Raw genomic sequence first — 21,553 nt, forward strand, 5'->3', positions numbered from 1 at the left:
TCACAGCTCCTTATTTCACAGTTTCTACTTCATACATCGCTTTTAATGATTTCGTTTCTAGTGCTTGTCCCCATGCTTCTTTATATGTGCCACGAGCTTTTTGGAAACGTTCATTTAACTTAGTGACCATATTTGCATCTTGCAGTATTTCTTTTATGTGATCGAAGCCTAAACGTTCTGTCCAGTAGGCAGTACGCTCTCCATAAATACCAGTTTCACGATAATATTGCATATAAGCTGTAGCGATGCGAAGGACATCATCTTCAGTAGGGACAATCATTACAAAATCAGCTTCGCGTACTTCCGTACCACCATTTCCGCCAATATAAAGTTGGTATCCATTTTCGACACAAACAACGCCAAAATCTTTCGTCAGTACTTCCGCACAGTTACGCGGACAGCCCGTTACACCCATCTTCATTTTATGAGGTGTATCTACCATTTCTAATGATTGTTCAAGCAACATACCAAGTCCTAATGAATCTTTCGTACCGAAACGGCAGAAGCGAGAACCAACACATGATTTTACATTACGAAGCGATTTTGAATATGCATATCCCGAAGTCATATGTAAGTCAGCCCATACGTTAGGTAAATCTTGCTTCTTAACACCATATAAGCCGATTCGGCTTGCACCTGTAATTTTCACAAGAGGAACATCGTACTTTTTCGCAACTTCAGCAATTTTCATTAAATCATCAGCTGTTGTAACGCCTCCGTACATGCGTGGAATAACAGAGAATGTACCATCGTGCTGGATGTTACCATTCATTCTTTCATTAACGAAACGGGACGATTTATCATCTTCATATTCTTCTGGAATCGCCATACGTAAATAGTAGTTTAAAGCAGGACGACATTTTGAACAGCCTTCTTCATGTATAAAACCAAGAACATTTCGTACTTCTTTTGGAGATTTTAAGCCTTTCTCGTGAATGGCCGCTACGACTTCATCACGGGATAAAGTTGTACATCCACACATACCGGCAGATTGCGCTGAGGCATCAAAAGCATCTCCAAGTGTATGAGATAAAACTTGTTCCACAAGCGGACGGCATTTACCACAAGAACCTGCGGCTTTCGTACAGCCCTTAACTTCTTCAAAAGTCGTTAACTCTTGTTCTAAAATGGCGTGAACGATTGTACCTTTCGTAACACCATTACATCCGCAAATCGTGTCATCCGCACTCATTGTAGCAACGTCAAGTGCACTTTCTTCACCAGCTTTGTGGAGAAGGGAAGCGGCTGTATATTCTTGTATATCCTCTTCTTTCTTTAACATGCTAAAGAGGCGGGTACCGTCAGCTGTGTCACCATATAAAACGATACCGACGACTTTATTGTCACGAATTAATACTTTTTTATAGGAACGTTTACATTCATCAAAGATGGATATTGCTTTCGTTTGGTCATCTTCATAAATTTGGCCAGCAGAGAATAAATCACAACCTGCAACTTTTAATTGTGTACCGACGATACTGCCCGTATATCCATCAGTTTGTAAATTCGTTATATGTTTTGCTAATATCGCACCTTGTTCATAAAGAGGAGCAACAAGTCCATATGCGATACCGTCATGTTCTGCACATTCTCCAACTGCATAAATAGATTCATCATTTGTTAGCATATAGTCATTGACTACAATACCGCGATTTACAATTAAACCAGCATCTTTTGCTATTTGCGTATTTGGGCGTATTCCGACAGCCATTACGATTAAATCACAATCTACAACTTCACCATCTTCAAATTGAATGCCCTCAACATGGTCTGTACCAAGAATTTTTACAGTTTTCTTTTCCATTAGAAATTGCATGCCTTGCGCTTCTAAATCTTCGCGTAATAGAGAAGCTGCTTTGGCATCTAGTTGTTGCTCCATTAAGCTTGGCATTAAATGAACGACATATACGTCCATTCCTAAATCAATAAGACCTCTTGCAGCTTCTAAGCCAAGTAATCCACCACCAATGACAACAGCCTTTTTCTTTTCATTAGCGGTATCAATCATAAATTGTGTATCTTCAATAGTTCGAAATCCTGTTACGCCAGGAAGAGTAGAACCTTCAACGGGCAAAATAAAAGCACTAGAACCTGTTGCGATAATTAGTTTGTCATATGTAAGAGTACGATTTTTTTCTGTGATAATTATTTTTTCTTCTCGGTTAATACTTTGAACCCTTTCATCTGTATACAAAGTTATTTCATTTTCCTCATACCAACTATATTCATTCATAATGATATCTTGCATATTTGTTTTGCCTTGTAAAACATGAGAGAGCATAATGCGATTGTAGTTTGGATGTGGTTCATCTCCAAAAATAGTAATCTCATATGAATCACTATCATGTTTTAATATTTCTTCCATACAACGTATGCCAGCCATACCATTTCCGATCATAACTAAACGTTTTTTCATTTTCGTTTCCCCTTTTTATGTGAAGTGTTGAACAAAGGATTATATTTCTATTATAGAAAATTTAAAAAGAGGGAGATGTGATATTTATCACATTTTTACAATGATTCACAAATTGTTAAAATTCGGACTTATTCGAGAGGGATGTGTATATTCTTTACCAAATGAAAAAACAGGACATAAGTATTTACTTACACTCATGTCCTGCACTTAATTTACACTCTCGTAATTGCACGTGGAAATAAAATGTTATTTTCTAAATGAATATGCTCAAATAAATCAGACTCTAGTGCTTCAAGGCGTTGGTAAACAAGTCGATAAGTGCCGCAAGCTCCTTCTGGAGGAGTAAAGTCATTTGTAACTTTACGAAGCTCTTTAATAATGTTGCCTGCGTGGTTATGTTCATTTTCCAACTCATCTACTACTTTACGTAACTTCACATAGTTTTCTTCAGTTGGATTTTGTTCAAATTCTAAAATTAATGGAAAATCTTCTGTTTCTTCTTTAATTAAATGTTGTTCTAGTTCCATCTTTAGTTCATGAAATAGCTTATGAATTTGAGCTAAATGAGGCTGACTTGCCCCATGAACACGTAATACTTTTGTCACATACGGACTTAATTGTGGCAACTCTTCATTTAAATAGCGATGATGCTTATTTATAACATAATCAATCAATTCGCGATAAGAAGCATTTTTCCAATCAATTTCAGATTCATTTAATCGTTTCATATTATTATAAAGCGTATTTAACTCTGTAAGCACTTCAGTAGCTGATAAATTTCTTTCATGAATTGCATCAATAAGCGGTTTATTGCCACCACAACAAAAATCTATTCTATATGATTTAAAAAAATCACTAGCTTTCGGGAATTGTGTAACGATCTCACCGACAATAGAAGTTTCAGTAAATGTATGTTTCATATGAACGCCTCCATAAAGTTTGAATGTAATTACTAAATTAAGAATAGCGATAAATGAAAATCAATGTGGTGATTGAAATCACTTATTATGTGTCATTTTTGAGAATAATAGTATGAAATTTATTTAAGAACACATCTAAATAAGAGAAAGGGATATTAAATGTAAGGCATTACAGTAAAAAAAGAAGCTTTTACTAAGCTTCTTTTTTATTACTATTATTCGCATGCAACTCCATCGCCGTCTCTATCTAGTTTACGACTATATCCTGGTTGATCTTTATATAGAGGAGCTTTCCCCGCAGCTCTAACTGCATCACAATTTTTGTAATATGCACTACTAGTATTTCCTGAGGTAGGTTGTGTTTGAGTTTGCTGTGCTTTTTGCTCTTCTTGTTGCTTACGAGCTTGTTCATCAGCCTGACGTTTTTGCTCTTCTTGTTGCTTACGAGCTTGTTCATCAGCCTGACGTTTTTGTTCTTCTTGTTGTTTACGAGCCTGTTCATCAGCTAGACGTTCTTCATCCTCTTGCTTACGAGCTTGTTCCTCGGCTTGACGTTTTTCATCTTCTTGCTTACGAGCTTGTTCCTCGGCTTGACGCTTCTCATCTTCTTGCTTTTGAGTTTTTTCGTCAGCCTCTTTCTTTTCTAGTTCTTTTTTCTTTTCGCTATCTTTTTGTTCTTCATTGTTAGAGGCAACTTTTGTACTAGTTGCTGTCGTTTTTTCAGAAGAAGGAGCTGAAATACCTAATAGCGCAACAAAAATGACAAATAATACGGCTGTAATAATAAATTGTTTTTTTGCTACACCTGTTTTCTTAATAACAGATAATATTGCAAGTACAAGGAAGAATATAAATAGAATGAAACTTAAAATAGCAAAAAATTCGATGACTGGGTGTTCAGATTTTGTTGTACCAGTCACTATTAATATAATTGAAATCATAAAAAGAATAACGGTAGGACGTCCATATTGTTTTGCTTTTCCATTTTTTTTAAAGAATGAAATGATACATAAGATTAAAAGAATAAAAGCAATAAAAAATAAAGCTGCACCAATATTACTCAAAATCGCCATTTTCATACCTCCATTTGTAAGATTTTTCTTATTGATTATATAGGAACTTATTGGATATTACACGTTTTATATAAATTTAGAAAATTAATATTTTTACTAGACTTATAAACATTTATTTGCATATAAGGGAAAATAGATATATTTACTATTACTTTTTGAAAGAGATTTCATAAATTATAGTATATCGATTGAAAGGAGGAGATTTGAATGGAATTTCAATTGTTGGTAACTTGTATATTACAAGAAGGTAATGCTTACTTTTTAGTAACGAAGGTAGACGATGTTATTACGTTAAAAGTACCGATTACTGCGGGAGTAGCAGGTTTATTTTTAGCTTTAGGTGTACCAAGATGTTCTTAATTTAAATATCTATAATAGAAGAGGAAGGGACATGCCTTTCTCTTCTATTATTACATAATATAATTATGTAAACTTTAATATCATATTTGTGATAGCACGTTTGAAATGGACATGCATATACTATAATGTTTCATTGGATGTTAGGGGTGGAAGGTAGTTTTAATAAGTGCATCCAGTGATGTTTTTAAGCTATGAAAATAAAAGAGGTGCTATTATATATGAAAAGAAAAACATTTGATATTCCAGTTACATTGCGAAGAGAGTGGTTTTTAATAGAGTTAGCTCATTTAACGAAAAAATATGGAATTGAAATTGCAACTAGCAAAATGGGTGCTGCACCGTTTTTAAGAGATCAAGTTACAGAATCAAAGATAGGGAAAGGGTTACAATACGATAAATATGATGATGAGTATATAATTGAAAATTAAAGGGTAACAACAAAATTAAATTAATTTATAACAAAATATAAAATAAAGCAGATTCTAAATATAGAATCTGCTTTATTATGAAATACTTCTAGTCAACTAACCTCTTTCTAGTGTTTTTCCTACATATTTCTCTTGCGTTATTCCAAAAGATTCACGAAGAATGCGAGCATAATCTTTAGATTCTATTGGTCGTTTATTTTTGGTGCCTTTAAAGGTTTCTGTGTAATTTTTATTTGTTAACGATATGTGACCATAAGTAGTTAATTTACAAGTGATAGCCCCTTTATTAAAAGGAGATTCTTTATGCTCTACAATCACTTTTTGAATGTTATTCACTTTTTTCTCATCTATTGGATCTAAAGTGAAAGCATAACCTATTTTCCATTCATTTGAAGGTTCAGATTGTAAGAAACTTGTAGATTCTCCGTTAGCTCCTTTTCTCATTTCTAAAATATGCGTACCTTTTCGAGTATTTCGTTTACGAATTCGATATTCTCCTGTTTGAGAGGAGATGGCTTCTCCTTTAAAAGGGACTGGATGTAAAGGGAGATGAGATGCAAAACCTGCATCCACAACATAATCTTTATTCTCATGACTTAATATGATAATGACATGACCATCATCGGGCTTCCATTTATTATCGTAAAGATCATAAACAGTACCGGCTACTTTGTATACTTGAAACCCACAATCAATTAAAAAATAATACAATAAGGAGTTTAATTCATAACAAAGTCCACCTCGTTTTTGAATAAGTAACTTTTCTATTAAGTTATCTTTTGAGATATTTTTAATAGTACCAGCCATAATATCAAGATTTTCATAGGGGAGAATCATTCCCATTTTTAATAAGATTTCATCTAAATCATCAAATGTTATTTCTTTTGCAGGAATTTTTAAGCGTTCAAAAAACTCCTTTTGTAAATTGGTCATCATAAAGTATTCTCCTTTCTTTTTACAGAATTTTCTTCTGCTCACCGATAGGTTAGTACTTCTACAAGGTTAATTCAAGTGCGCGGAAATTATCATAATATATGTTTCTGGAAATATGATTGTTTATTCGGAAATTTCAGTTTGATTTTTAATTGTAGGAAAGCCTTACAATATAGGGTCCTTTAAAATTATTTTGTATTTAATGAAAAGAAAGTACATATCTTTATTATGTTTTTAAATAACTAACTAGTAATAAAATGTTTTTTTACTAAAATTTTTTCAAGATTTGTATGCTTTATATAAACAATAATGATTTAAAAAATATCTGGATGTAGCGAAGTTAACAATTATTGAGAAACTTTTTTGTCGTATTCTATCAAAAGGAAGAGGTAGAAACAAAGAGAATAACGAGAGTTAAGGAAGAGGGTACACAACTAGTAACCTTCTAAAAATAGGGCTAACATCTTTTTAAAATCAAAGATTAGCTATTATTAAGGAAGGGAAAATATAAAATATTATAAAGAACACCTTCTTTCAAAAAAATAGGGGGAGTAATATGAGACTGATGAGAAGATATGTGGCCTTACTAATTGTATTTTTTATCATGGCTCCAACGATTAGCACAAATGTACAGGCAGAAGTTGTAAAAGAGCTTGGAAAGGGGTTTCCTGACACAGAAGTATTTACACCTGGGGAATGGTTTTTAGGCCAAAAACCTGCTAATTATGATGAGAATAAACCACCAATTCTCTTTGTACAAGGAAGAAATGGTAATGCGGATAGTTGGTATGGAAAGACAGTATATCATGATATAAATGATATGTATGATTATGCTTTGAAAGCAGGCTATCAAACAGTGTTTATACAATTATATGATGCTGCGGGGAAAGGTTCGGCTAGTCAGTGGGATAACGGAAAACTGTTAGCACAAAAACTTGAAGAAATATATAATCATTTCGGTAAAAAAGTTAATATTGTAGCGCATAGTAAAGGTGGTATTGATACACAAGCCGCATTAGTTGAATATGATGCGAATCGATTTGTTGGAAATGTTATTACACTTGCTACACCGCATCACGGCTCAAATTTAGCAGATTTGTCATATAGTTGGTGGGCAGGGTGGCTTGCTTCTATATTAGGTCAAAAAGATGATGGTACGTATTCGTTACAAATAGGTGAAATGGCAAAGTTTCGTTCAACAATAGATAATAACCCAGCAGCTAAATTAAACCGTTACTATACGGCTACTGGGACTAGCTGGGGGCCAACATTTTCTGCATTATCTATGGGGGGGGTATATTTATCATCGTACGGTTCAAATGATGGACTAGTAAATGAATGGAGTGCGAAGCTGCCGTATGGTACACATTTATTTACAGATTCCAGATTTGATCATGACAATATAAGAATAGGATCAGCTGTTTTTGCACGAATTGAACCATATTTACGTACGACAAATGTGGGGTTACCAGCTTTAGTAGCATCCAGCACTAGTTCAAATGAAAATCTAGAACAATTAAATACAACTTCAAATCAAAATATTTTAGGAGGCGAATTACCACAAAATCAGTGGATAGAGCAAAGTATTGCTGTTGATAAAAAGGCTGAAGGAATAGTTTCTGTACTAACTGCTTCTTCTGATGTAGAAGTACAAATGGTATCTCCAAAAGGAAAAATCTATGAAAACAAAGATAGCGTTATAACTACTAGTGAAGGCGAATCTTTCTTTAATGGGGCGACAATTAGAACATTTAAGTTTGATAAATTGGAAGTAGGCGAATGGAAAATCAAAATGATGGCGAAGCAGTCGAAAGATGCATATTTAGTTGTAAGCGATTACAAGGATGACGCACCATTTGTTCTTCGAATGCCTACAAAAGTTAAAGTAAATAAACCTGAGTATAAACTGAAAAAATCACCTGTGGCACCTGAAATGAAAGGGGATCTTTCCATAACAGTAAGAGTCGTTAATAAAGAAGGTAAGTTAGTCTCTGAATTTAATGAATTACAAAATGTTAATACGAATACATTTACAGGTGCTTTGAAAGATATAAAACAACCGGGAGTATATAACGTTACGATGGATATAAAAGGGATGAATAAAGAAGGAAAACCATATAATCGTACGATTGTTAAGTCGGTTTATGTAGAGAAATAAGGAAGAATAAATAAGTATAATAAAAAAGTGCAGAAATCTTGTGTTAGAAAGAATTCTGCACTTGTTTATGTGGGGAGAGATAATAAAAGTTGAAAAAACTGTTATTCAATAAAAAAAGATGCTGAAATAGCATCTGAATGTGAAGAAATAATTTTAACTTAGTTTTGTAACTGTTAATTCAATTGAATTTATACCATTGTCACAAGTTACAATACTTTGACGATTAAAACCACTATTATTTCTAAGTTGAAGAGTTGAATTAGCAGGCACTGTAACAATCGTTTCGCCAACGAGTTGAAGACATTCGTTATTTGATGAAGTATTCATTTGAATAGCGAAGTCACCTTGACTATTAGCAAGTGGATTGTTATTTAAAAATATAGTTATGACTGGGATATGTGGAAATACAGGATTTAAAGTAGTATTAATACTGGAAATGAACGAAACTCTATAATCACCAGCTTGTCTAAAGTGTATAGTAGTAGGATTTAGTAAGGAAACACCTCCTGCTAAAGGTCCAACGTGATTAAATGGAAAAGGATCTCCAAAAGGAACAGTTATAAATTCAGTTTGCCAAAAAGTTCCGTATGCAGGACAGCTTCGTTTATGTGAATGGTCACATGAACATTTTTTATTTGAACTGGAAGAAGATTTGCATGAGCATTTTTTATACGAGTTTGAAGAATGATAGTATGAACCCAAAATATTACCTCCTATTCTTAATAAATTTAAACCACATAGTAGTTTATGAAGATGAATCACAATTGGCGTGTATGCTTGTACTATAAAAGGAAATAGATTTGGAATATAAAGTGGTCAAATGATGAAGTGTAGTATTTGGGTATTACCTGTAACACCTTTTGAAGATGATAAGGTTTATAATTTGATAGAAAAATAAATGGAATTTCTAAATAGATTGAAGTAACGAGGAAACGTTTATCCCGCTATTTTCCGAGCAGTAAGACTCCCATCTCAAAATTCAGCGAAAGCAAAGAAGTTAGGTGGGGGATGAATTAAACCCCCACTCATTAAAATTTCACTTTACTATATTTATTTAGTCTGACAAAACAGAAATATTACCTTTAGCTGTATGGATGTTATCATTTGGTGAAGTTATAATATTTAGCTATATTTATATTAGGTTATTCAGTTTATTTTTTATTTGCGTAGCTGAGCAGGAAAAAGTCAGAAAATATAGAATAATATACATATGAAGCATCGTTTGTTTTTGGTGTGAATAGTAATTAAAGATACGCTAAAATATTTAAAATTGTAACGAAAGAGAGATTAAATAATAGAGGGAGCAACTTACATGGAAAATATATTAAAGGTATCTTCAAAATCAAGCCCAAATTCAGTCGCAGGTGCAATAGCAGGAGTACTAAGAACAAGTGGTAATGTGGAAATTCAAGCGATTGGGGCTGGAGCTATAAATCAAGCGATTAAAGCAATTGCGATTGCAAGAGGGTTCGTCGCTCCAAGTGGTATTGACTTAGCTTTTGTTCCAGCGTTTCAAGAGATTTCTATCAATAATGAAGAAAGAACAGCGATTAAATTAATTGTAGGCCCTAGAAAGAAAAGGTCTTAGTAGAAGAGAGCGTTACTATAAGGGAAAAAGGCCAATAGACTTCCCAGGTTAGATACGCTATTTTATGTAACCGATCCTTGGGTGTGGACACGGCATTATACCGGACTCATGTCTGTTAATTTCTCCTTAAATTTAGCGCGTGTTCTAGATACTTAAAAATGCCAAATCCTTTGTGATATAAGGGATTTGGCATTTTTGATGTTTTTAAAAATAAACAACCTTAAAACTGCTCATTTAGAAGATTTAGTTTTAGTAGCGGCCATTGAACGTTTTTATGATAGTTTACCTGATAAATGGTCTTTCTAATTCTTGCAGCTATAGACTGTTCGTGTTGGTATCTATTCAAGTCAATTTTATTACGCTCCATAACCTTTGTTTTAATTTGATTCAGTGTTCCTGCTCCATCTAGTTCGGTTAATATTGCTATAATTTCATCTAGCCATGAAGTGCTGTTGGACATACATATACCTCCTAATAAAACATGTGTACTTATTTTTATTTTAATCTTTTAAATTTATATATTCATATATTGATTCAACAAAATTAGCAAAATATAAATCTATTGATAATATTATTAAAGCGTTGAATGAGAGCTTTATTCTTTCTGAGGATGAGCAAGAGGAAGATATGTATCAGGCTAATATTGATTCGGATTTTAGTAAAGTAAAGATTGCAGAAGAAGAGAAACCGGAAAATCGAAAAAAAACTAAAATGGAATCTGGTAGGGAAGTATGGCCTCGTGATCCGAAAAAAGCTAAACAAGCTATTAAACAGGCAGAATTTAAATGTGAAATAGATGACACACATGAAACATTTGTATCGGAAGCCAGCCGAAAAAATTATATGGAGGCCCATCATCTAATACCGTTAAGAATGCAACATGATTTTGAAAATAGTTTAGATGTTGTTGGAAATATAGTTAGTATATGTCCGAACTGTCATAGGTTGATTCATTATGGAAGAGACAAAGATAAGAAAAAAGTTTTAGAACTTCTCTTTGAACAAAGAAAAGATTCTTTGAAGAAGTTCGGTATTGAGGTATCTCTCAAAGAGCTATTTGGATACTATGGAATTCTAAAATAAGAATATTCATAGCTATAGTGAAGGTAGAATGTTTCATACTTAAACATAGCTATTATTGTGATGGGAATTTAAATTTCGTCTTTTGAAAGTATCAATAATTTGTATTATTTTTATAGGGTTATATATTTTTCTTTTGCTCTGCTGTATAGCAGAGCTCTTTTTTTTTGTCGTACAAAAGCCACCTATATATGTGAAGTGCCCCCCAATTGTTAGGCTGTGTCTAACAATTGGGGGGCACTTCAGTCCTGTCGGGCGGCTTCTTTTAATTTATATTCACCAATTCATCAAACTTAAACTTAGTATTCAAACCAAAGGCATCTGTACAATATATAGTTTTCATCATCGGTTCAATATGTAATACATTTATGTACATGTCTTGCACCATTCCATCACGATAGTATGAGATATGTATTTCTTCTTCCTCGTGAAAAGATTGCATTAACGCTCGTTCTATTCGTTCCATAGTATCTTGTGTTAAAAAAGGTTTAGGTACTTTATATTGTTCCTCAAACATTCTATGTATTTCCTCGTATTGCTCCGGTATTGAAGCAAACGGATTCCATTTCACCATACCTCTTCCACGTACTACAGGAAAGCTGTTATATCCCATGATGTAATACCTCACTTTTGTTTTTTTAACTCCACTACAAACAAACATGTGTTCTTTTTTAAGGTTTGAAAAGGGACCATTTTGTTAACATGAATATTCAAAAATAATTTTTTCAAGTTAGAATATTCAAAAACTTATTTATGCAAACAAGCATGTCATGATAACATTTAACAAAAGGGGGTAGAAGTAGATGAGTGTTGACATTATTTCTAAAGAAGAAATCACAAAATTATTAAACGAATGGTATCAAGCTATGATTTCACAACGTGTATTACAGTCTCAGAAAATAAAAGAAGATATTGCAAATAAAATCAATAATATTAAGGAAGACCAAACAATATTAGTCTACTACGCTTTATTGAATGCACGGTATAAACTGCTAATTCGGGATATGGATAGTACAAAAGATATTCTGGACAAAATCGAGCCTTTACCAGAGTCTACAGAAACATTTTTAGAGTACTATCATCATTTGTTTAAAGCAATTTACGCTATTAATAAAGCAAACCATAGTGAAGCAAGAATGCAATTTGAAAAAGCTGAAACGTTTTTAGAGTACATGCATGATGAAATTGAAAAAGCTGAATTTAATTATTGGCTTGCAGTCCATTACTATCACGTATTAAAACCGATCCTAGCAGTTCAATTTGCTACAAAGGCGAATGAAGTATTTTCAATTAGTCCAGGGTATGAATTAAAAACTGCAGCATGCTTAAATACTTTAGGAATGGCACACATTCGACTAAATGAATTCGAAAGTGCAGAGGAATATTTACTTTCAGCACTAGGTACCTTCCAAAAATCTAATGATGAACTTCTTATTAAACGAGTTAAGCATAATTTAGGACTTTTATACGCAAGTCAAAACATGCCAGAGTTAGCAATTAAACACTTAGAGGATTCATTAGAAAATAACGCTAAAACTATGTTTCTTTTAGCAAGAGAACATTTTAAGTTAGGTTATAGTCATATCGCTAATGAATATATTGAGAATGGCTATAAGATTAGCGACTTATGTTATCGTCATCATTTCCGAATTTTAAAAGCAGTACATAACTATGTACCGCAAGAAGAATTAGAAAATGTGGTTATAGAAGGTATTTCGTATTTTGAAAAAGAAGAATTATATGATTGGGTAAAAGAATATGCTTCTCTTTTAGGTGAAAGATTCTATGGTTCAGAAAATCACAGAAAAGCAAGCAAGTATTTGCACATCGCTTTAGATGCAGACAAAAAGAGCATAGAAAGAAGGGCGCTAAAATGAAAAAAGCAATCTTATTAATGATGATGTTATCGGCTGTTTTTACTTTTGGTCTTACTAATGTAAAAGACATACCACAAAACGAAGCAATTGAAGTGTTTATGGATCATGGAGAACATATTTAAAACCTAAGGAAGAGGGCGCTTATAGTGTCCTCTTTTTAATATCTATTATTTATATGATGAGGTTGCAGGTACGTCTTTTGGTTATTGTTTGATAAACGTAAGATGTTTCTAAAAATGTGTATACAAAGGTGTAATTTTGTACTGTATATGTTCACGTACTATATAAAAAAGTATGAAAATCTATAAAAATAATTATTTCAATAAAATTTGTTTTAGATATTAAAAAGTGCCAAAACCCTTGTGGTATAAGGGGTTTGGCACTTTTGTGTTTTTTATATTTTATCAAATAAACAATTCTAAAACTGTTCATTCTTCTCCCAAGATTCAACGATATAATGTGCGATCGTCGGATTGAAGCCTTTACCAACTAAAAACATAATCGCAGCAACTTCTGTTAATGCGTGTTCATGTGATGTATGTTTTGCTTCATTTAAACCGTAATCTACCCATGGTTTTACGAAATCTAGTACGGGTTTCTTGAAAGGTAAAAACTGTGTACCGACAACTTGTTGAATTTGTTGTTGTGTTGGTTCAGTAATTGGTCCAGGTGGTAAGATTTGTGGTTGTGTAATGTCTAGTGTTGGTCCAGGTGGTAAGATTTGTGGTTGAGTTGGATCTATTGTTGGTGGTTTAGGTGGTGAGACACGTACGTCGTAGTTTGGTTGATACATTTGTTGTTGGTATTGCGGTTGTTGTGGTTGAGTTGTGTATGGATTTTGTTGATATTGTTGTTCTTGGTTTTGTGGTGCTACATATGGATTTTGTTGATATTGTTGTTCTTGATTTTGTGGTGCTGCATATGGATTTTGTTGATATTGTTGTTCTTGGTTTTGTGGTATTACATATGGATTTTGAGGATATCGCTGTTCTTGGTTTTGTGCTACTGCATATGGATTTTGAGGATATTTATAATTTGGACGTGTGTCATATGGATTTTGTTGAAATTCAGTTTCTTGATTTTGCGTTGTTGCATATGGATTTTCGTCATATTGTTGTTCTTGTTGCTGTAACTCTTGTTCTTCGTATTGTTCTGTGTATCTCTGTTCCTGCTGTTGAGGGTAAAATGGTTGCCTTGGGTAAGGCGGTTGATTATTATAGAACATGTTTATTCCTCCTTCATGATGATGCCTACCACCTAGTGTATGGGCAGACAAGAAAATATGTGATGAAAAAATGCGGGCGTGTTACAATAAGTAACTGGGTGAAGATAAAATGACAAAACAAGAAAAAATCCAAAAAACAATTACTTTTGTAAAACATATTTTAGAAAAAGATGCGAGTGGGCATGATTGGTATCATATTGAGCGTGTACATAAACTGTCGATTTCTTTATCTGAGCAAGAAGGTGGAAATCGTTTTATAATTGAAATGGCAGCATTACTTCACGATGTGGCAGATGAAAAGCTAAATGAAAGTGAAGCAGCAGGAATGAAAAAAGTTTCTGATTGGTTAGAAGAGCTACGTGTTGAAGAAGAGGAAAGTAAACATATTCTTCATATCATCGCCAATATGTCTTATAAAGGTGGCCATGGCGGCACAGTAGAGTCACTTGAAGGGAAAATTGTTCAAGATGCGGATCGTTTAGATGCTCTTGGTGCAATTGGAATTGCTCGTACATTTGCATATGGCGGGGCAAAAGGCAGATTAATGTATGACCCAACTATTCCGCCGCGTGAAGAAATGACGAAAGAAGAGTATAGAAAAAATAATGATCCATCTTTAAATCATTTTTATGAAAAACTTTTGAAATTAAAAGATTTAATGAATACGAATGCAGCAAAACAAGAGGCTGAAATTCGTCATCGTTATATGGAACAGTTTATTGAACAATTTATGAAAGAGTGGAATGCACAAATATGAAAATGTTAACTGTGGAGAACTTATCAAAATCATATGGAGAAAAGCCGTTATTTGATGGATTATCATGTAGTATTACAGAAGGACAACGTGTCGGAATTATTGGTGTAAACGGTACTGGTAAATCGACATTATTAAAAATTATTGCAGGATTAGAAACTCCTGATACAGGTGATATGACGCATTCACGTGGGTATACAATTAGTTATTTATCACAGCAACCAGAGTTTGATGAAAAACTAACAGTATTAGAGCAAGTGTTCCATGGTGATACACCTTTAATTCGTCTTCTTCGTGATTATGAAAAAGCGCTATTAAATATTGAAAAAGATCCAAGTAATGAAAAAGTACAGGAACAATTATTTGCAGTGCAGCAACGTATGGATGCAATGAGTGCATGGGAAGCAAATGCAAATGCGAAATCTCTTTTAACGAAATTAGGAATTACGGACTTCACTGCAATTGTTGGGAATTTATCTGGTGGACAGAAAAAACGTATCGCAATGGCACAATGTTTTATTGAAACGCCTGATTTATTAATTTTAGACGAGCCTACGAACCATCTTGACCATGAGACAGTTGAATGGTTAGAAGAATATTTAGCAAGATATACAGGTGCGGTATTACTTGTAACCCATGATCGTTATTTCTTAGATCGTGTGACGAACCGTATTTTTGAATTAGATAATGGTAAACTATATAGCTACGAAGGAAACTATAGTACATTTTTAGAAGCGAAAGCACTTCGTGAAGAGCAAGAATTGGCACAAGAATCGAAACGCCAAAATTTATATCGTCGTGAACTTGCTTGGATTCGTCGTGGTGCAAAAGCCCGTTCTACGAAACAAAAGGCGCGTATTCAGCGTTTTGATGAGCTAAAGGAACAAGAAGGACCAGCTGCAAAACAGTCAGTTGATATTGCACTAAGTGGAAGTCGTCTAGGAAAGAAAGTACTTGAATTAAAAGATGTAACGAAAAAATTTGGCGATAAGACGGTATTACATAATTTTAATCATATTGTGAAACCGGGTGATCGTATCGGAATTATTGGGGCGAATGGAAGCGGGAAATCTTCCCTATTAAATATGCTTGCAGGTAAGTTATCTCCTGATAGTGGTGAAGTTGAAGTAGGACAAACTGTAAAAGTTGCTTATTATACGCAAGAAAATGAAGAGATGAATTTAAATCAGCGTATGATTGAATACATTAAAGAGATTGCAGAGGTTATTCATACAACAGATGGAAAAGTAATTGGTGCATCTCAAATGTTAGAACGTTTCTTATTCCCGACTCATTCACATGGTACACCGCTTGGTAAACTATCTGGTGGTGAAAGAAGACGTTTATATTTATTACGTATTTTAATGGGAGAACCAAACGTACTTTTACTTGATGAACCTACGAACGATCTAGATACACAAACATTAACAGTACTAGAAGATTATTTAGAAGATTTCCCAGGTGTCGTTTTAACTGTATCGCATGACCGTTACTTCTTAGATAAAGTAGTAGATGAACTGTTCATCTTTACTGGCGGAGGCGGAGTGCGTGAGTTCCTAGGTAGTTATACAGATTATTTAGAAATGGAAAAAACGAGAGAACTTATGGAGAAAGCGGAAGTTCAAAAAGAGAAAAAAGTTGTAGAAGAAGCTCCAAAACAACAACGTAAACGTAAACTTTCATACAATGAGCAGCGTGAATGGGAAACGATTGAAGATACAATTGCCGAACTTGAAGAGAAAATTGAGTCAATTGGAGAAGAACTTGCGAAAGTTGGATCTGACTTCACAAAGGCACAAGAATTATCTGAAGCACAGCAGAAAACAGAAGAAGAGCTAGAAAAAAAGATGGAAAGATGGAGTGAACTATCAGACATCATTGAAGGATTAAAATAAAAACAAGCTGCATATATTGAAAAGTAAAGAGAAAAACTTTACACTATTGGTAGAACCTATTTTAGGAGGGAAAAAATGAGAACATCTAATCCAATGTTGAAAAAAGAGGCATTCCGTAAAGAGGGAGCAAGCGCTTCTGCGATGACGATTGGCGGAACAGTAGGCAAAACGTTCATTATGCTTATCTTGCTACTTGCAACGTCTGTCTATTCATACATACAGATGATGCAGGGGACGATGAAGATGCCAGTATTAATTGGTGCTTTAATCGTTGCGGCAATCATCGCATTTGCGTCTATGTTCTTCCCACGTATTTCACCTTTTGGTGCACCAATCTATGCAGCGGTAGAAGGGGTTGTGTTAGGAAGTATTTCAGCAGTTTATACAATGAAATTTGGCGATTCTATCGTTTTAAATGCTGTATTACTAACAATCTCAATTCTATTTGCAATGTTAGTGTTATATGCAACACGCGTAGTAAAAGTAACGGATAAATTCCGTACAGGCGTTATGGCAGCAACACTTGGAATTATGGTTATGTATTTAGTCGTATTCCTACTAAATATGTTTGGTGTAACTGTTCCATACATTCACCAAGGTGGTACAATCGGTATTATTATTAGTGCAGTTGTTATCGTAGTTGCTGCATTAAACTTATTACTAGATTTCGATTTAATCGAAAATGGTGTACGTGGTCAAGCTCCGAAATATATGGAGTGGTATACTGCGATGGGACTAATGCTTACATTAGTATGGTTATACTTAGAAATTCTTCGTTTCGTTTCTTACTTTACGAAAAATGACTAATAAAAAAATCCTGCATGAAAAATGCAGGATTTTTTTATTTTCAAAGATAAATTGAACGTATGGTATAATATGGATGTTATCAATTTGAATTGAAGGAGATGGAATATGATGAAAGAGAAGAAGGGGATTATGAAAAAACTATTTTCTAAAAGTTTTTTCATAGAACTAGATGAAGCTTTAACGTATCCATCATCAGAAGTTATTACTTCAGCGATTGAAGGATATGCAACTGAGTGCAATGAGAGACTAAAATTTGAGAGTAAAGTTAAACCGATTACGTTTTACTTAGAAAATGTAATGTACCGTGCTGAAATAAAGATGGCTCGCGGAGGATATTACATATCTTGTACTGAAGTGTAATAAATTTTGAAACCATACATGTTTGAACTATGTATGGTTTCTTTTTTTGTTTTGTAGGGTCTAAAATAATACTTTTTACTTACGGATATATCATTTTGTGCTTTTTACCATTCAAACATTTCTCATTACAATGAAGAAAAATATGTGAGGTGGTATAACTTATGATGAATCGAGTTGTATTAATCGGTAGATTGACAAAGGAGCCAGAATTATACTACACAAAACAAGGCGTCGCTTATGCAAGAATATGTATTGCGGTGAATAGAGGATTTCGAAATAGTTTAGGTGAACAACAAGTCGATTTTATTAATTGTGTCGTTTGGCGAAAATCGGCTGAGAATGTAACTGAATATTGTAAGAAGGGGTCACTTGTTGGGATTACAGGGCGTATTCAGACGAGTAATTACGATGATGAACAAGGCAAGAGAATATATAGAACTGAAGTTGTGATTGAGAGTATTACCTTTTTGGAGAGAAGGCGGGAGGGGGCATCGTAATAAAAGGTGATTTTAAGTAATAGCTTCGGAAAAAATTGTGGAAAGTATTTTAATAAACTTAAAGAAGGAATATCTCCAACTTTTTTGAAAAAACAAGTAAAGAGTATACAAAATTTTATAACGTTTTTTGGCTAATCCAGTAACAAACGAGAACCGTAAAACCCATCACAGGATAGAAATGTATAAAAAGATGAATCGAGTGATAGAAAATAAAAAAAGGGATTCCTTCTGAGAGTAAGGAATCCTCCTCTTTGTTGCTACCGATAATAGGACGTTATGTTAACCAACTATGAATATGATATACGGAGAAGGTTACCTCTGATTAGTATGGAATACAACCTTAAAGAAATCATTTACTCGGAGGACTATATATGGACAAAGAATATGAAGAAGCATTTGTCAAAAAATTTTTTTCTAAGAGATTACGTGACAGGGTTCTATTTGAATTATTTTCTCCTAAAAAAAGAAGAGATGCCTTATGGCGTTTAAATCATAACTACAGCGTTGCCTTGAATGAGAAATACATCGTAAGCATCACACAACGTATAGCTAACATCGACGAACTCCTACAACTATTAAAAAATCATGGTGCCGAGGATAACTGTTATGTTATGTCCTTAAACGAAGATATAGACGGTAAACACTTACCTTTACACATTGCGGTAGAAAAAATAGCTTTTTATGGTTTATCTTCTATCATTTCATGTGTCCCAGACAAACTTGCATATTTTCAAGCTGAGCAAAATTACGGTTCCCGTGAAAGATATCTTTTAAAAAGAAATTGAAAATACTTGGAACATTTTTTATAAATCAACTTCCGCTAACGAAAATTATGTAAATAAGCTGTCCATATGGACAGCTTATTATATTTTTTGCTTAGCGTGTTTTTTTTTATACTGGCGGTACCTCAAGAAATGGATAAAAAATAAAAATCATTGGAAACGAAAGCTTTTAAAATCCCATTCCTAATTTAAAATGTAAAAAGAATGAAATAGTATGGTAGCGGGAAGAAAGTAGTAAAATTAAGCACCTGAGTAGGAGTATAGAGTAATAACATGTTACAATACAGCTAAGAACAAGCAATAAAGGAGAGTTTTTTACGTGAAGATTAAAGCAATTGAACCGACGCCAAGTCCAAATACAATGAAAGTTATTTTGAATGAAGTATTACCATCAGGAGCGCGTAATAATTATACAAATGAAAATAAAGAACAAGCACCAATGCAAGTGCAAGAAATTTTGAAAATTGAAGGTGTTAAAGGTGTGTATCATGTAGCTGACTTTTTAGCAGTCGAGCGAAATGCAAAGTATGACTGGAAAGTTTTATTACAACAAGTTCGTGCTGTTTTTGGCGAAGAAGTAGTGGAAGAAAGTGAAGAACAACAACTTGCTCATTTTGGAGAAGTGAAAGTGTTTGTTCAAATGTTCTTTACAATTCCAATGCAAGTAAAGTTAACAGATGGAACATCGGAAGAACGTGTTGGCTTACCAGATCGTTTCAAAGAATCAATTATGAAAGTACAAATGTCTGCACCAAACGTTGTAAAAGAGCGTAAATGGGTAGAACAAAGTACACGTTACGGTAATTTTGAAGAAATTGGGAAAGAAGTAGTGGAAGAGATTGTTGCTGCATATTCAGAAGAACGTGTAAATGAAACGGTTAAAGAATTATTAAATCAAGCAGGGGCTGTTGAAGTAACGATTCAAAAGCGTGAGCCATATAAAGTAACAGAAGAGATGATGAAAGATTCTGACTGGAAAAACCGTTTTGCAGCATTAGAACAAATGGATCCTACTGAAGAAGATATGCCAGTGTTGAAGATGGCGTTAGATGATGAAAAAGTTTCAATACGCCGTTTAGCAACAGCGTATTTAGGTATGGTAAAAGGTGATGGAGTATTGCCATTATTATATAAAGCGTTATTAGATCGTTCAGTAAGTGTTCGCCGTACAGCAGGCGATTGCTTATCAGACGTAGGTGATCCAGCAGCGATGTTCGTTATGATTAAATCTCTGAAAGATTCAAGTAAATTAGTACGCTGGCGTGCAGCGATGTTCTTATTTGAGCTTGGAGATGAAAGTGCGATTCCAGCATTAAAAGCAGCGCAAGATGATCCAGAGTTTGAAGTAGCGATGCAAGCGCGTCTAGCATTAGAGCGTATTGAAGGCGGAGAAGAAGCAAAAGGTTCTGTATGGAAACAAATGACGGAGTCTCGTAAAGGGGAATAATGTATGATTGTTTTCTATGATAGTTGGTGTCCGATGTGTACGGCGGTTGCAGAACGTACGAAAAAATTAGATAAAAAAGGTAAGATGAAATTTGTTTCATTTCGAGATGAAGATGTAGTTGAGAAGTATGAGCTTTCTCAAGAACTACAAAGTAAGATGGAACAAAGACTGTATATTTTTAAAAATAATAAGTGGTATGACGGCATTCAGAGCATAGATGTACTAGCAAAGGCCGTTCCATCTTATTGGTTTGCCGTTCCTTTTATAAAGTTATCAATCGTACTTGGTTTTGGAAGTAAAGTATACGATTATATCGCTAACAATAGAAAACTTGTTCCAGTGGGACATTGCCGCGGTGGGGTTTGTGAAATCCCTACAAAAAAATGAAATCATCGTTATCTTTCTTTTGCACCTATTAATAGAGCGTGATATGATGAATTTGGAATGAAAGTTGAAGGAGAGATTACAAGATGTCAAATGCTTATGAAGAATACATGCGCCAAATGGTAATCCCAATGCGCCAAGAGTTAGTGCGTTCTGGGTTTGAAGAGTTAACTACAGAAGAAGCTGTAACAGAATTTATGGAAAATACATCAGGTACAACTTTAGTAGTTGTAAACTCTGTTTGTGGTTGTGCAGCTGGTTTAGCACGTCCATCAGCAGGTCAAGCGGTTGTTCGTGCTGAAAAACAACCGGATCATCTTGTAACTGTATTCGCAGGTCAAGATAAAGATGCTACTGCAAAAATGCGTGAATACTTCGGAGAAATTCCTCCATCTTCACCATCTATGGCATTATTAAATGGAAAAGAAGTTGTTCACTTCATTCACCGTCATGAAATTGAAGGTGCAACTATGGACGAAATTATTACGAACTTAGAGCAAGCTTTCGAAAAGAATTGCTAAAGAAGGGGGAGAGTAAATCTCCCTCTTTTCTTTATATAGAGGTGAAAC

General features: G+C 34.1%; 24 protein-coding genes. 16 read left to right on the forward strand and 8 right to left on the reverse strand.

Annotation, left to right across the window (positions count from 1 at the left end; translation table 11 throughout):
• Positions 1 to 10: 10 nt before the first annotated feature.
• The 3 genes from nirB to C4S65_RS09240 form a co-directional block, all read right to left on the reverse strand.
• Positions 11 to 2,416, reverse strand: coding sequence for an NADPH-nitrite reductase large subunit (gene nirB, locus C4S65_RS09230; RefSeq protein WP_000746933.1), 2,406 nt, complete (start codon positions 2,414 to 2,416; stop codon positions 11 to 13).
• A gap of 212 nt (positions 2,417 to 2,628) precedes the next feature.
• Positions 2,629 to 3,336, reverse strand: a complete 708-nt coding sequence (ric, locus tag C4S65_RS09235; RefSeq protein WP_097960456.1) for an iron-sulfur cluster repair di-iron protein — start codon at positions 3,334 to 3,336, stop codon at positions 2,629 to 2,631.
• A gap of 215 nt (positions 3,337 to 3,551) precedes the next feature.
• The gene (locus C4S65_RS09240; protein ID WP_061666625.1) at positions 3,552 to 4,409 is read right to left on the reverse strand and encodes an excalibur calcium-binding domain-containing protein; all 858 of its coding nucleotides are present in this window, start codon (positions 4,407 to 4,409) and stop codon (positions 3,552 to 3,554) included.
• Positions 4,410 to 4,616: 207 nt separating this feature from the next.
• Here C4S65_RS09240 and exsG point away from each other — a divergent pair, with 207 nt between their 5' ends.
• Positions 4,617 to 4,769 carry an exosporium protein ExsG gene (gene exsG, locus C4S65_RS09245; RefSeq protein ID WP_000395679.1) on the forward strand — a complete coding sequence of 51 codons (153 nt, stop codon included), beginning with the start codon at positions 4,617 to 4,619 and terminating at the stop codon, positions 4,767 to 4,769.
• Positions 4,770 to 4,987: 218 nt separating this feature from the next.
• Positions 4,988 to 5,197, forward strand: coding sequence for a hypothetical protein (locus C4S65_RS09250; RefSeq protein WP_000824195.1), 210 nt, complete (start codon positions 4,988 to 4,990; stop codon positions 5,195 to 5,197).
• A 96-nt stretch (positions 5,198 to 5,293) separates the two neighbouring features.
• On the opposite strand, the gene C4S65_RS09255 is transcribed toward C4S65_RS09250, so the two are convergent.
• Positions 5,294 to 6,133 carry an arylamine N-acetyltransferase gene (locus C4S65_RS09255; RefSeq protein ID WP_000988895.1) on the reverse strand — a complete coding sequence of 280 codons (840 nt, stop codon included), beginning with the start codon at positions 6,131 to 6,133 and terminating at the stop codon, positions 5,294 to 5,296.
• Between the two features lie 553 nt (positions 6,134 to 6,686).
• Between C4S65_RS09255 and C4S65_RS09260 the strand changes: the two genes are divergently transcribed.
• Complete coding sequence (locus C4S65_RS09260; RefSeq protein WP_103945208.1) at positions 6,687 to 8,288, forward strand: hypothetical protein; 1,602 nt, start codon at positions 6,687 to 6,689, stop codon at positions 8,286 to 8,288.
• Positions 8,289 to 8,441: 153 nt separating this feature from the next.
• Here C4S65_RS09260 and C4S65_RS09265 read toward each other — a convergent pair whose 3' ends face one another.
• Complete coding sequence (locus C4S65_RS09265) at positions 8,442 to 8,990, reverse strand: hypothetical protein (RefSeq protein WP_000536152.1); 549 nt, start codon at positions 8,988 to 8,990, stop codon at positions 8,442 to 8,444.
• Between the two features lie 610 nt (positions 8,991 to 9,600).
• Between C4S65_RS09265 and C4S65_RS09270 the strand changes: the two genes are divergently transcribed.
• On the forward strand, positions 9,601 to 9,876 hold the full coding sequence (locus C4S65_RS09270) for a stage V sporulation protein S (protein ID WP_000427801.1): 276 nt from the start codon (positions 9,601 to 9,603) through the stop codon (positions 9,874 to 9,876).
• A 220-nt stretch (positions 9,877 to 10,096) separates the two neighbouring features.
• On the opposite strand, the gene C4S65_RS09275 is transcribed toward C4S65_RS09270, so the two are convergent.
• Positions 10,097 to 10,336 carry a hypothetical protein gene (locus tag C4S65_RS09275; protein ID WP_000071988.1) on the reverse strand — a complete coding sequence of 80 codons (240 nt, stop codon included), beginning with the start codon at positions 10,334 to 10,336 and terminating at the stop codon, positions 10,097 to 10,099.
• A gap of 167 nt (positions 10,337 to 10,503) precedes the next feature.
• Here C4S65_RS09275 and C4S65_RS09280 point away from each other — a divergent pair, with 167 nt between their 5' ends.
• Entirely contained in the window at positions 10,504 to 10,959 is a 456-nt protein-coding gene (locus C4S65_RS09280) for an HNH endonuclease (protein ID WP_000283853.1), read from the forward strand.
• A gap of 262 nt (positions 10,960 to 11,221) precedes the next feature.
• On the opposite strand, the gene C4S65_RS09285 is transcribed toward C4S65_RS09280, so the two are convergent.
• Entirely contained in the window at positions 11,222 to 11,569 is a 348-nt protein-coding gene (locus tag C4S65_RS09285) for a YolD-like family protein (RefSeq protein WP_061666622.1), read from the reverse strand.
• A 190-nt stretch (positions 11,570 to 11,759) separates the two neighbouring features.
• Here C4S65_RS09285 and C4S65_RS09290 point away from each other — a divergent pair, with 190 nt between their 5' ends.
• Both C4S65_RS09290 and C4S65_RS09295 read left to right on the forward strand, forming a co-directional pair.
• Positions 11,760 to 12,833, forward strand: coding sequence for a tetratricopeptide repeat protein (locus C4S65_RS09290; RefSeq protein ID WP_000109862.1), 1,074 nt, complete (start codon positions 11,760 to 11,762; stop codon positions 12,831 to 12,833).
• On the forward strand, positions 12,830 to 12,955 hold the full coding sequence (locus tag C4S65_RS09295; protein WP_000709202.1) for a hypothetical protein: 126 nt from the start codon (positions 12,830 to 12,832) through the stop codon (positions 12,953 to 12,955). The genes C4S65_RS09290 and C4S65_RS09295 overlap by 4 nt, the downstream gene beginning before the upstream one ends.
• Before the next feature lie 296 nt (positions 12,956 to 13,251).
• On the opposite strand, the gene C4S65_RS09300 is transcribed toward C4S65_RS09295, so the two are convergent.
• Entirely contained in the window at positions 13,252 to 14,058 is an 807-nt protein-coding gene (locus tag C4S65_RS09300) for a hypothetical protein (RefSeq protein WP_103945209.1), read from the reverse strand.
• A gap of 109 nt (positions 14,059 to 14,167) precedes the next feature.
• Between C4S65_RS09300 and C4S65_RS09305 the strand changes: the two genes are divergently transcribed.
• The 9 genes from C4S65_RS09305 (at position 14,168) to C4S65_RS09345 (ending at position 21,505) form a co-directional block, all read left to right on the forward strand.
• On the forward strand, positions 14,168 to 14,815 hold the full coding sequence (locus tag C4S65_RS09305; protein WP_000165962.1) for an HD domain-containing protein: 648 nt from the start codon (positions 14,168 to 14,170) through the stop codon (positions 14,813 to 14,815).
• Positions 14,812 to 16,707: an ABC-F family ATP-binding cassette domain-containing protein gene (locus tag C4S65_RS09310; protein WP_086406079.1), complete on the forward strand. Its 1,896-nt coding sequence runs from the start codon at positions 14,812 to 14,814 to the stop codon at positions 16,705 to 16,707. Before C4S65_RS09305 ends, C4S65_RS09310 begins: the two co-directional genes overlap by 4 nt.
• Before the next feature lie 75 nt (positions 16,708 to 16,782).
• Complete coding sequence (locus tag C4S65_RS09315; protein ID WP_001260648.1) at positions 16,783 to 17,514, forward strand: Bax inhibitor-1/YccA family protein; 732 nt, start codon at positions 16,783 to 16,785, stop codon at positions 17,512 to 17,514.
• A 105-nt stretch (positions 17,515 to 17,619) separates the two neighbouring features.
• On the forward strand, positions 17,620 to 17,874 hold the full coding sequence (locus tag C4S65_RS09320; RefSeq protein WP_000975133.1) for a DUF4318 domain-containing protein: 255 nt from the start codon (positions 17,620 to 17,622) through the stop codon (positions 17,872 to 17,874).
• A 161-nt stretch (positions 17,875 to 18,035) separates the two neighbouring features.
• The gene (locus C4S65_RS09325) at positions 18,036 to 18,371 is read left to right on the forward strand and encodes a single-stranded DNA-binding protein (RefSeq protein ID WP_000982013.1); all 336 of its coding nucleotides are present in this window, start codon (positions 18,036 to 18,038) and stop codon (positions 18,369 to 18,371) included.
• A 371-nt stretch (positions 18,372 to 18,742) separates the two neighbouring features.
• Positions 18,743 to 19,156, forward strand: coding sequence for a hypothetical protein (locus C4S65_RS35120; protein ID WP_061665964.1), 414 nt, complete (start codon positions 18,743 to 18,745; stop codon positions 19,154 to 19,156).
• Positions 19,157 to 19,472: 316 nt separating this feature from the next.
• Entirely contained in the window at positions 19,473 to 20,600 is a 1,128-nt protein-coding gene (locus C4S65_RS09335; protein WP_086406081.1) for a conserved virulence factor C family protein, read from the forward strand.
• A gap of 3 nt (positions 20,601 to 20,603) precedes the next feature.
• The gene (locus tag C4S65_RS09340; protein WP_000634874.1) at positions 20,604 to 20,987 is read left to right on the forward strand and encodes a DCC1-like thiol-disulfide oxidoreductase family protein; all 384 of its coding nucleotides are present in this window, start codon (positions 20,604 to 20,606) and stop codon (positions 20,985 to 20,987) included.
• 83 nt (positions 20,988 to 21,070) lie between these two features.
• Positions 21,071 to 21,505, forward strand: coding sequence for a BrxA/BrxB family bacilliredoxin (locus C4S65_RS09345; RefSeq protein WP_000063708.1), 435 nt, complete (start codon positions 21,071 to 21,073; stop codon positions 21,503 to 21,505).
• Positions 21,506 to 21,553: the final 48 nt, after the last annotated feature.

The sequence above is a fragment of the Bacillus sp. ok061 genome (assembly GCF_900108285.1).
In the GTDB taxonomy this organism is placed as follows: Bacteria; Bacillota; Bacilli; order Bacillales; family Bacillaceae_G; genus Bacillus_A; species Bacillus_A thuringiensis_S.

What these genes read in the sequence shown, in the direction of transcription:
- C4S65_RS09255 (WP_000988895.1), bottom strand. Translation starts at nt 6,133, where the DNA reads ATGATGACCAATTTACAAAAGGAGTTTTTTGAACGCTTAAAAATTCCT.
- C4S65_RS09280 (WP_000283853.1), top strand. Translation starts at nt 10,504, where the DNA reads ATGTATCAGGCTAATATTGATTCGGATTTTAGTAAAGTAAAGATTGCA.
- C4S65_RS09250 (WP_000824195.1), top strand. Translation starts at nt 4,988, where the DNA reads ATGAAAAGAAAAACATTTGATATTCCAGTTACATTGCGAAGAGAGTGG.
- C4S65_RS09295 (WP_000709202.1), top strand. Translation starts at nt 12,830, where the DNA reads ATGAAAAAAGCAATCTTATTAATGATGATGTTATCGGCTGTTTTTACT.
- C4S65_RS09310 (WP_086406079.1), top strand. Translation starts at nt 14,812, where the DNA reads ATGAAAATGTTAACTGTGGAGAACTTATCAAAATCATATGGAGAAAAG.
- C4S65_RS09345 (WP_000063708.1), top strand. Translation starts at nt 21,071, where the DNA reads ATGTCAAATGCTTATGAAGAATACATGCGCCAAATGGTAATCCCAATG.
- C4S65_RS09340 (WP_000634874.1), top strand. Translation starts at nt 20,604, where the DNA reads ATGATTGTTTTCTATGATAGTTGGTGTCCGATGTGTACGGCGGTTGCA.
- C4S65_RS09305 (WP_000165962.1), top strand. Translation starts at nt 14,168, where the DNA reads ATGACAAAACAAGAAAAAATCCAAAAAACAATTACTTTTGTAAAACAT.
- C4S65_RS09275 (WP_000071988.1), bottom strand. Translation starts at nt 10,336, where the DNA reads ATGTCCAACAGCACTTCATGGCTAGATGAAATTATAGCAATATTAACC.
- C4S65_RS09240 (WP_061666625.1), bottom strand. Translation starts at nt 4,409, where the DNA reads ATGGCGATTTTGAGTAATATTGGTGCAGCTTTATTTTTTATTGCTTTT.
- exsG (WP_000395679.1), top strand. Translation starts at nt 4,617, where the DNA reads ATGGAATTTCAATTGTTGGTAACTTGTATATTACAAGAAGGTAATGCT.
- C4S65_RS09270 (WP_000427801.1), top strand. Translation starts at nt 9,601, where the DNA reads ATGGAAAATATATTAAAGGTATCTTCAAAATCAAGCCCAAATTCAGTC.
- C4S65_RS09285 (WP_061666622.1), bottom strand. Translation starts at nt 11,569, where the DNA reads ATGGGATATAACAGCTTTCCTGTAGTACGTGGAAGAGGTATGGTGAAA.
- C4S65_RS09325 (WP_000982013.1), top strand. Translation starts at nt 18,036, where the DNA reads ATGATGAATCGAGTTGTATTAATCGGTAGATTGACAAAGGAGCCAGAA.
- C4S65_RS09290 (WP_000109862.1), top strand. Translation starts at nt 11,760, where the DNA reads ATGAGTGTTGACATTATTTCTAAAGAAGAAATCACAAAATTATTAAAC.
- C4S65_RS09260 (WP_103945208.1), top strand. Translation starts at nt 6,687, where the DNA reads ATGAGACTGATGAGAAGATATGTGGCCTTACTAATTGTATTTTTTATC.
- C4S65_RS09320 (WP_000975133.1), top strand. Translation starts at nt 17,620, where the DNA reads ATGATGAAAGAGAAGAAGGGGATTATGAAAAAACTATTTTCTAAAAGT.
- nirB (WP_000746933.1), bottom strand. Translation starts at nt 2,416, where the DNA reads ATGAAAAAACGTTTAGTTATGATCGGAAATGGTATGGCTGGCATACGT.
- C4S65_RS35120 (WP_061665964.1), top strand. Translation starts at nt 18,743, where the DNA reads ATGGACAAAGAATATGAAGAAGCATTTGTCAAAAAATTTTTTTCTAAG.
- ric (WP_097960456.1), bottom strand. Translation starts at nt 3,336, where the DNA reads ATGAAACATACATTTACTGAAACTTCTATTGTCGGTGAGATCGTTACA.
- C4S65_RS09300 (WP_103945209.1), bottom strand. Translation starts at nt 14,058, where the DNA reads ATGTTCTATAATAATCAACCGCCTTACCCAAGGCAACCATTTTACCCT.
- C4S65_RS09315 (WP_001260648.1), top strand. Translation starts at nt 16,783, where the DNA reads ATGAGAACATCTAATCCAATGTTGAAAAAAGAGGCATTCCGTAAAGAG.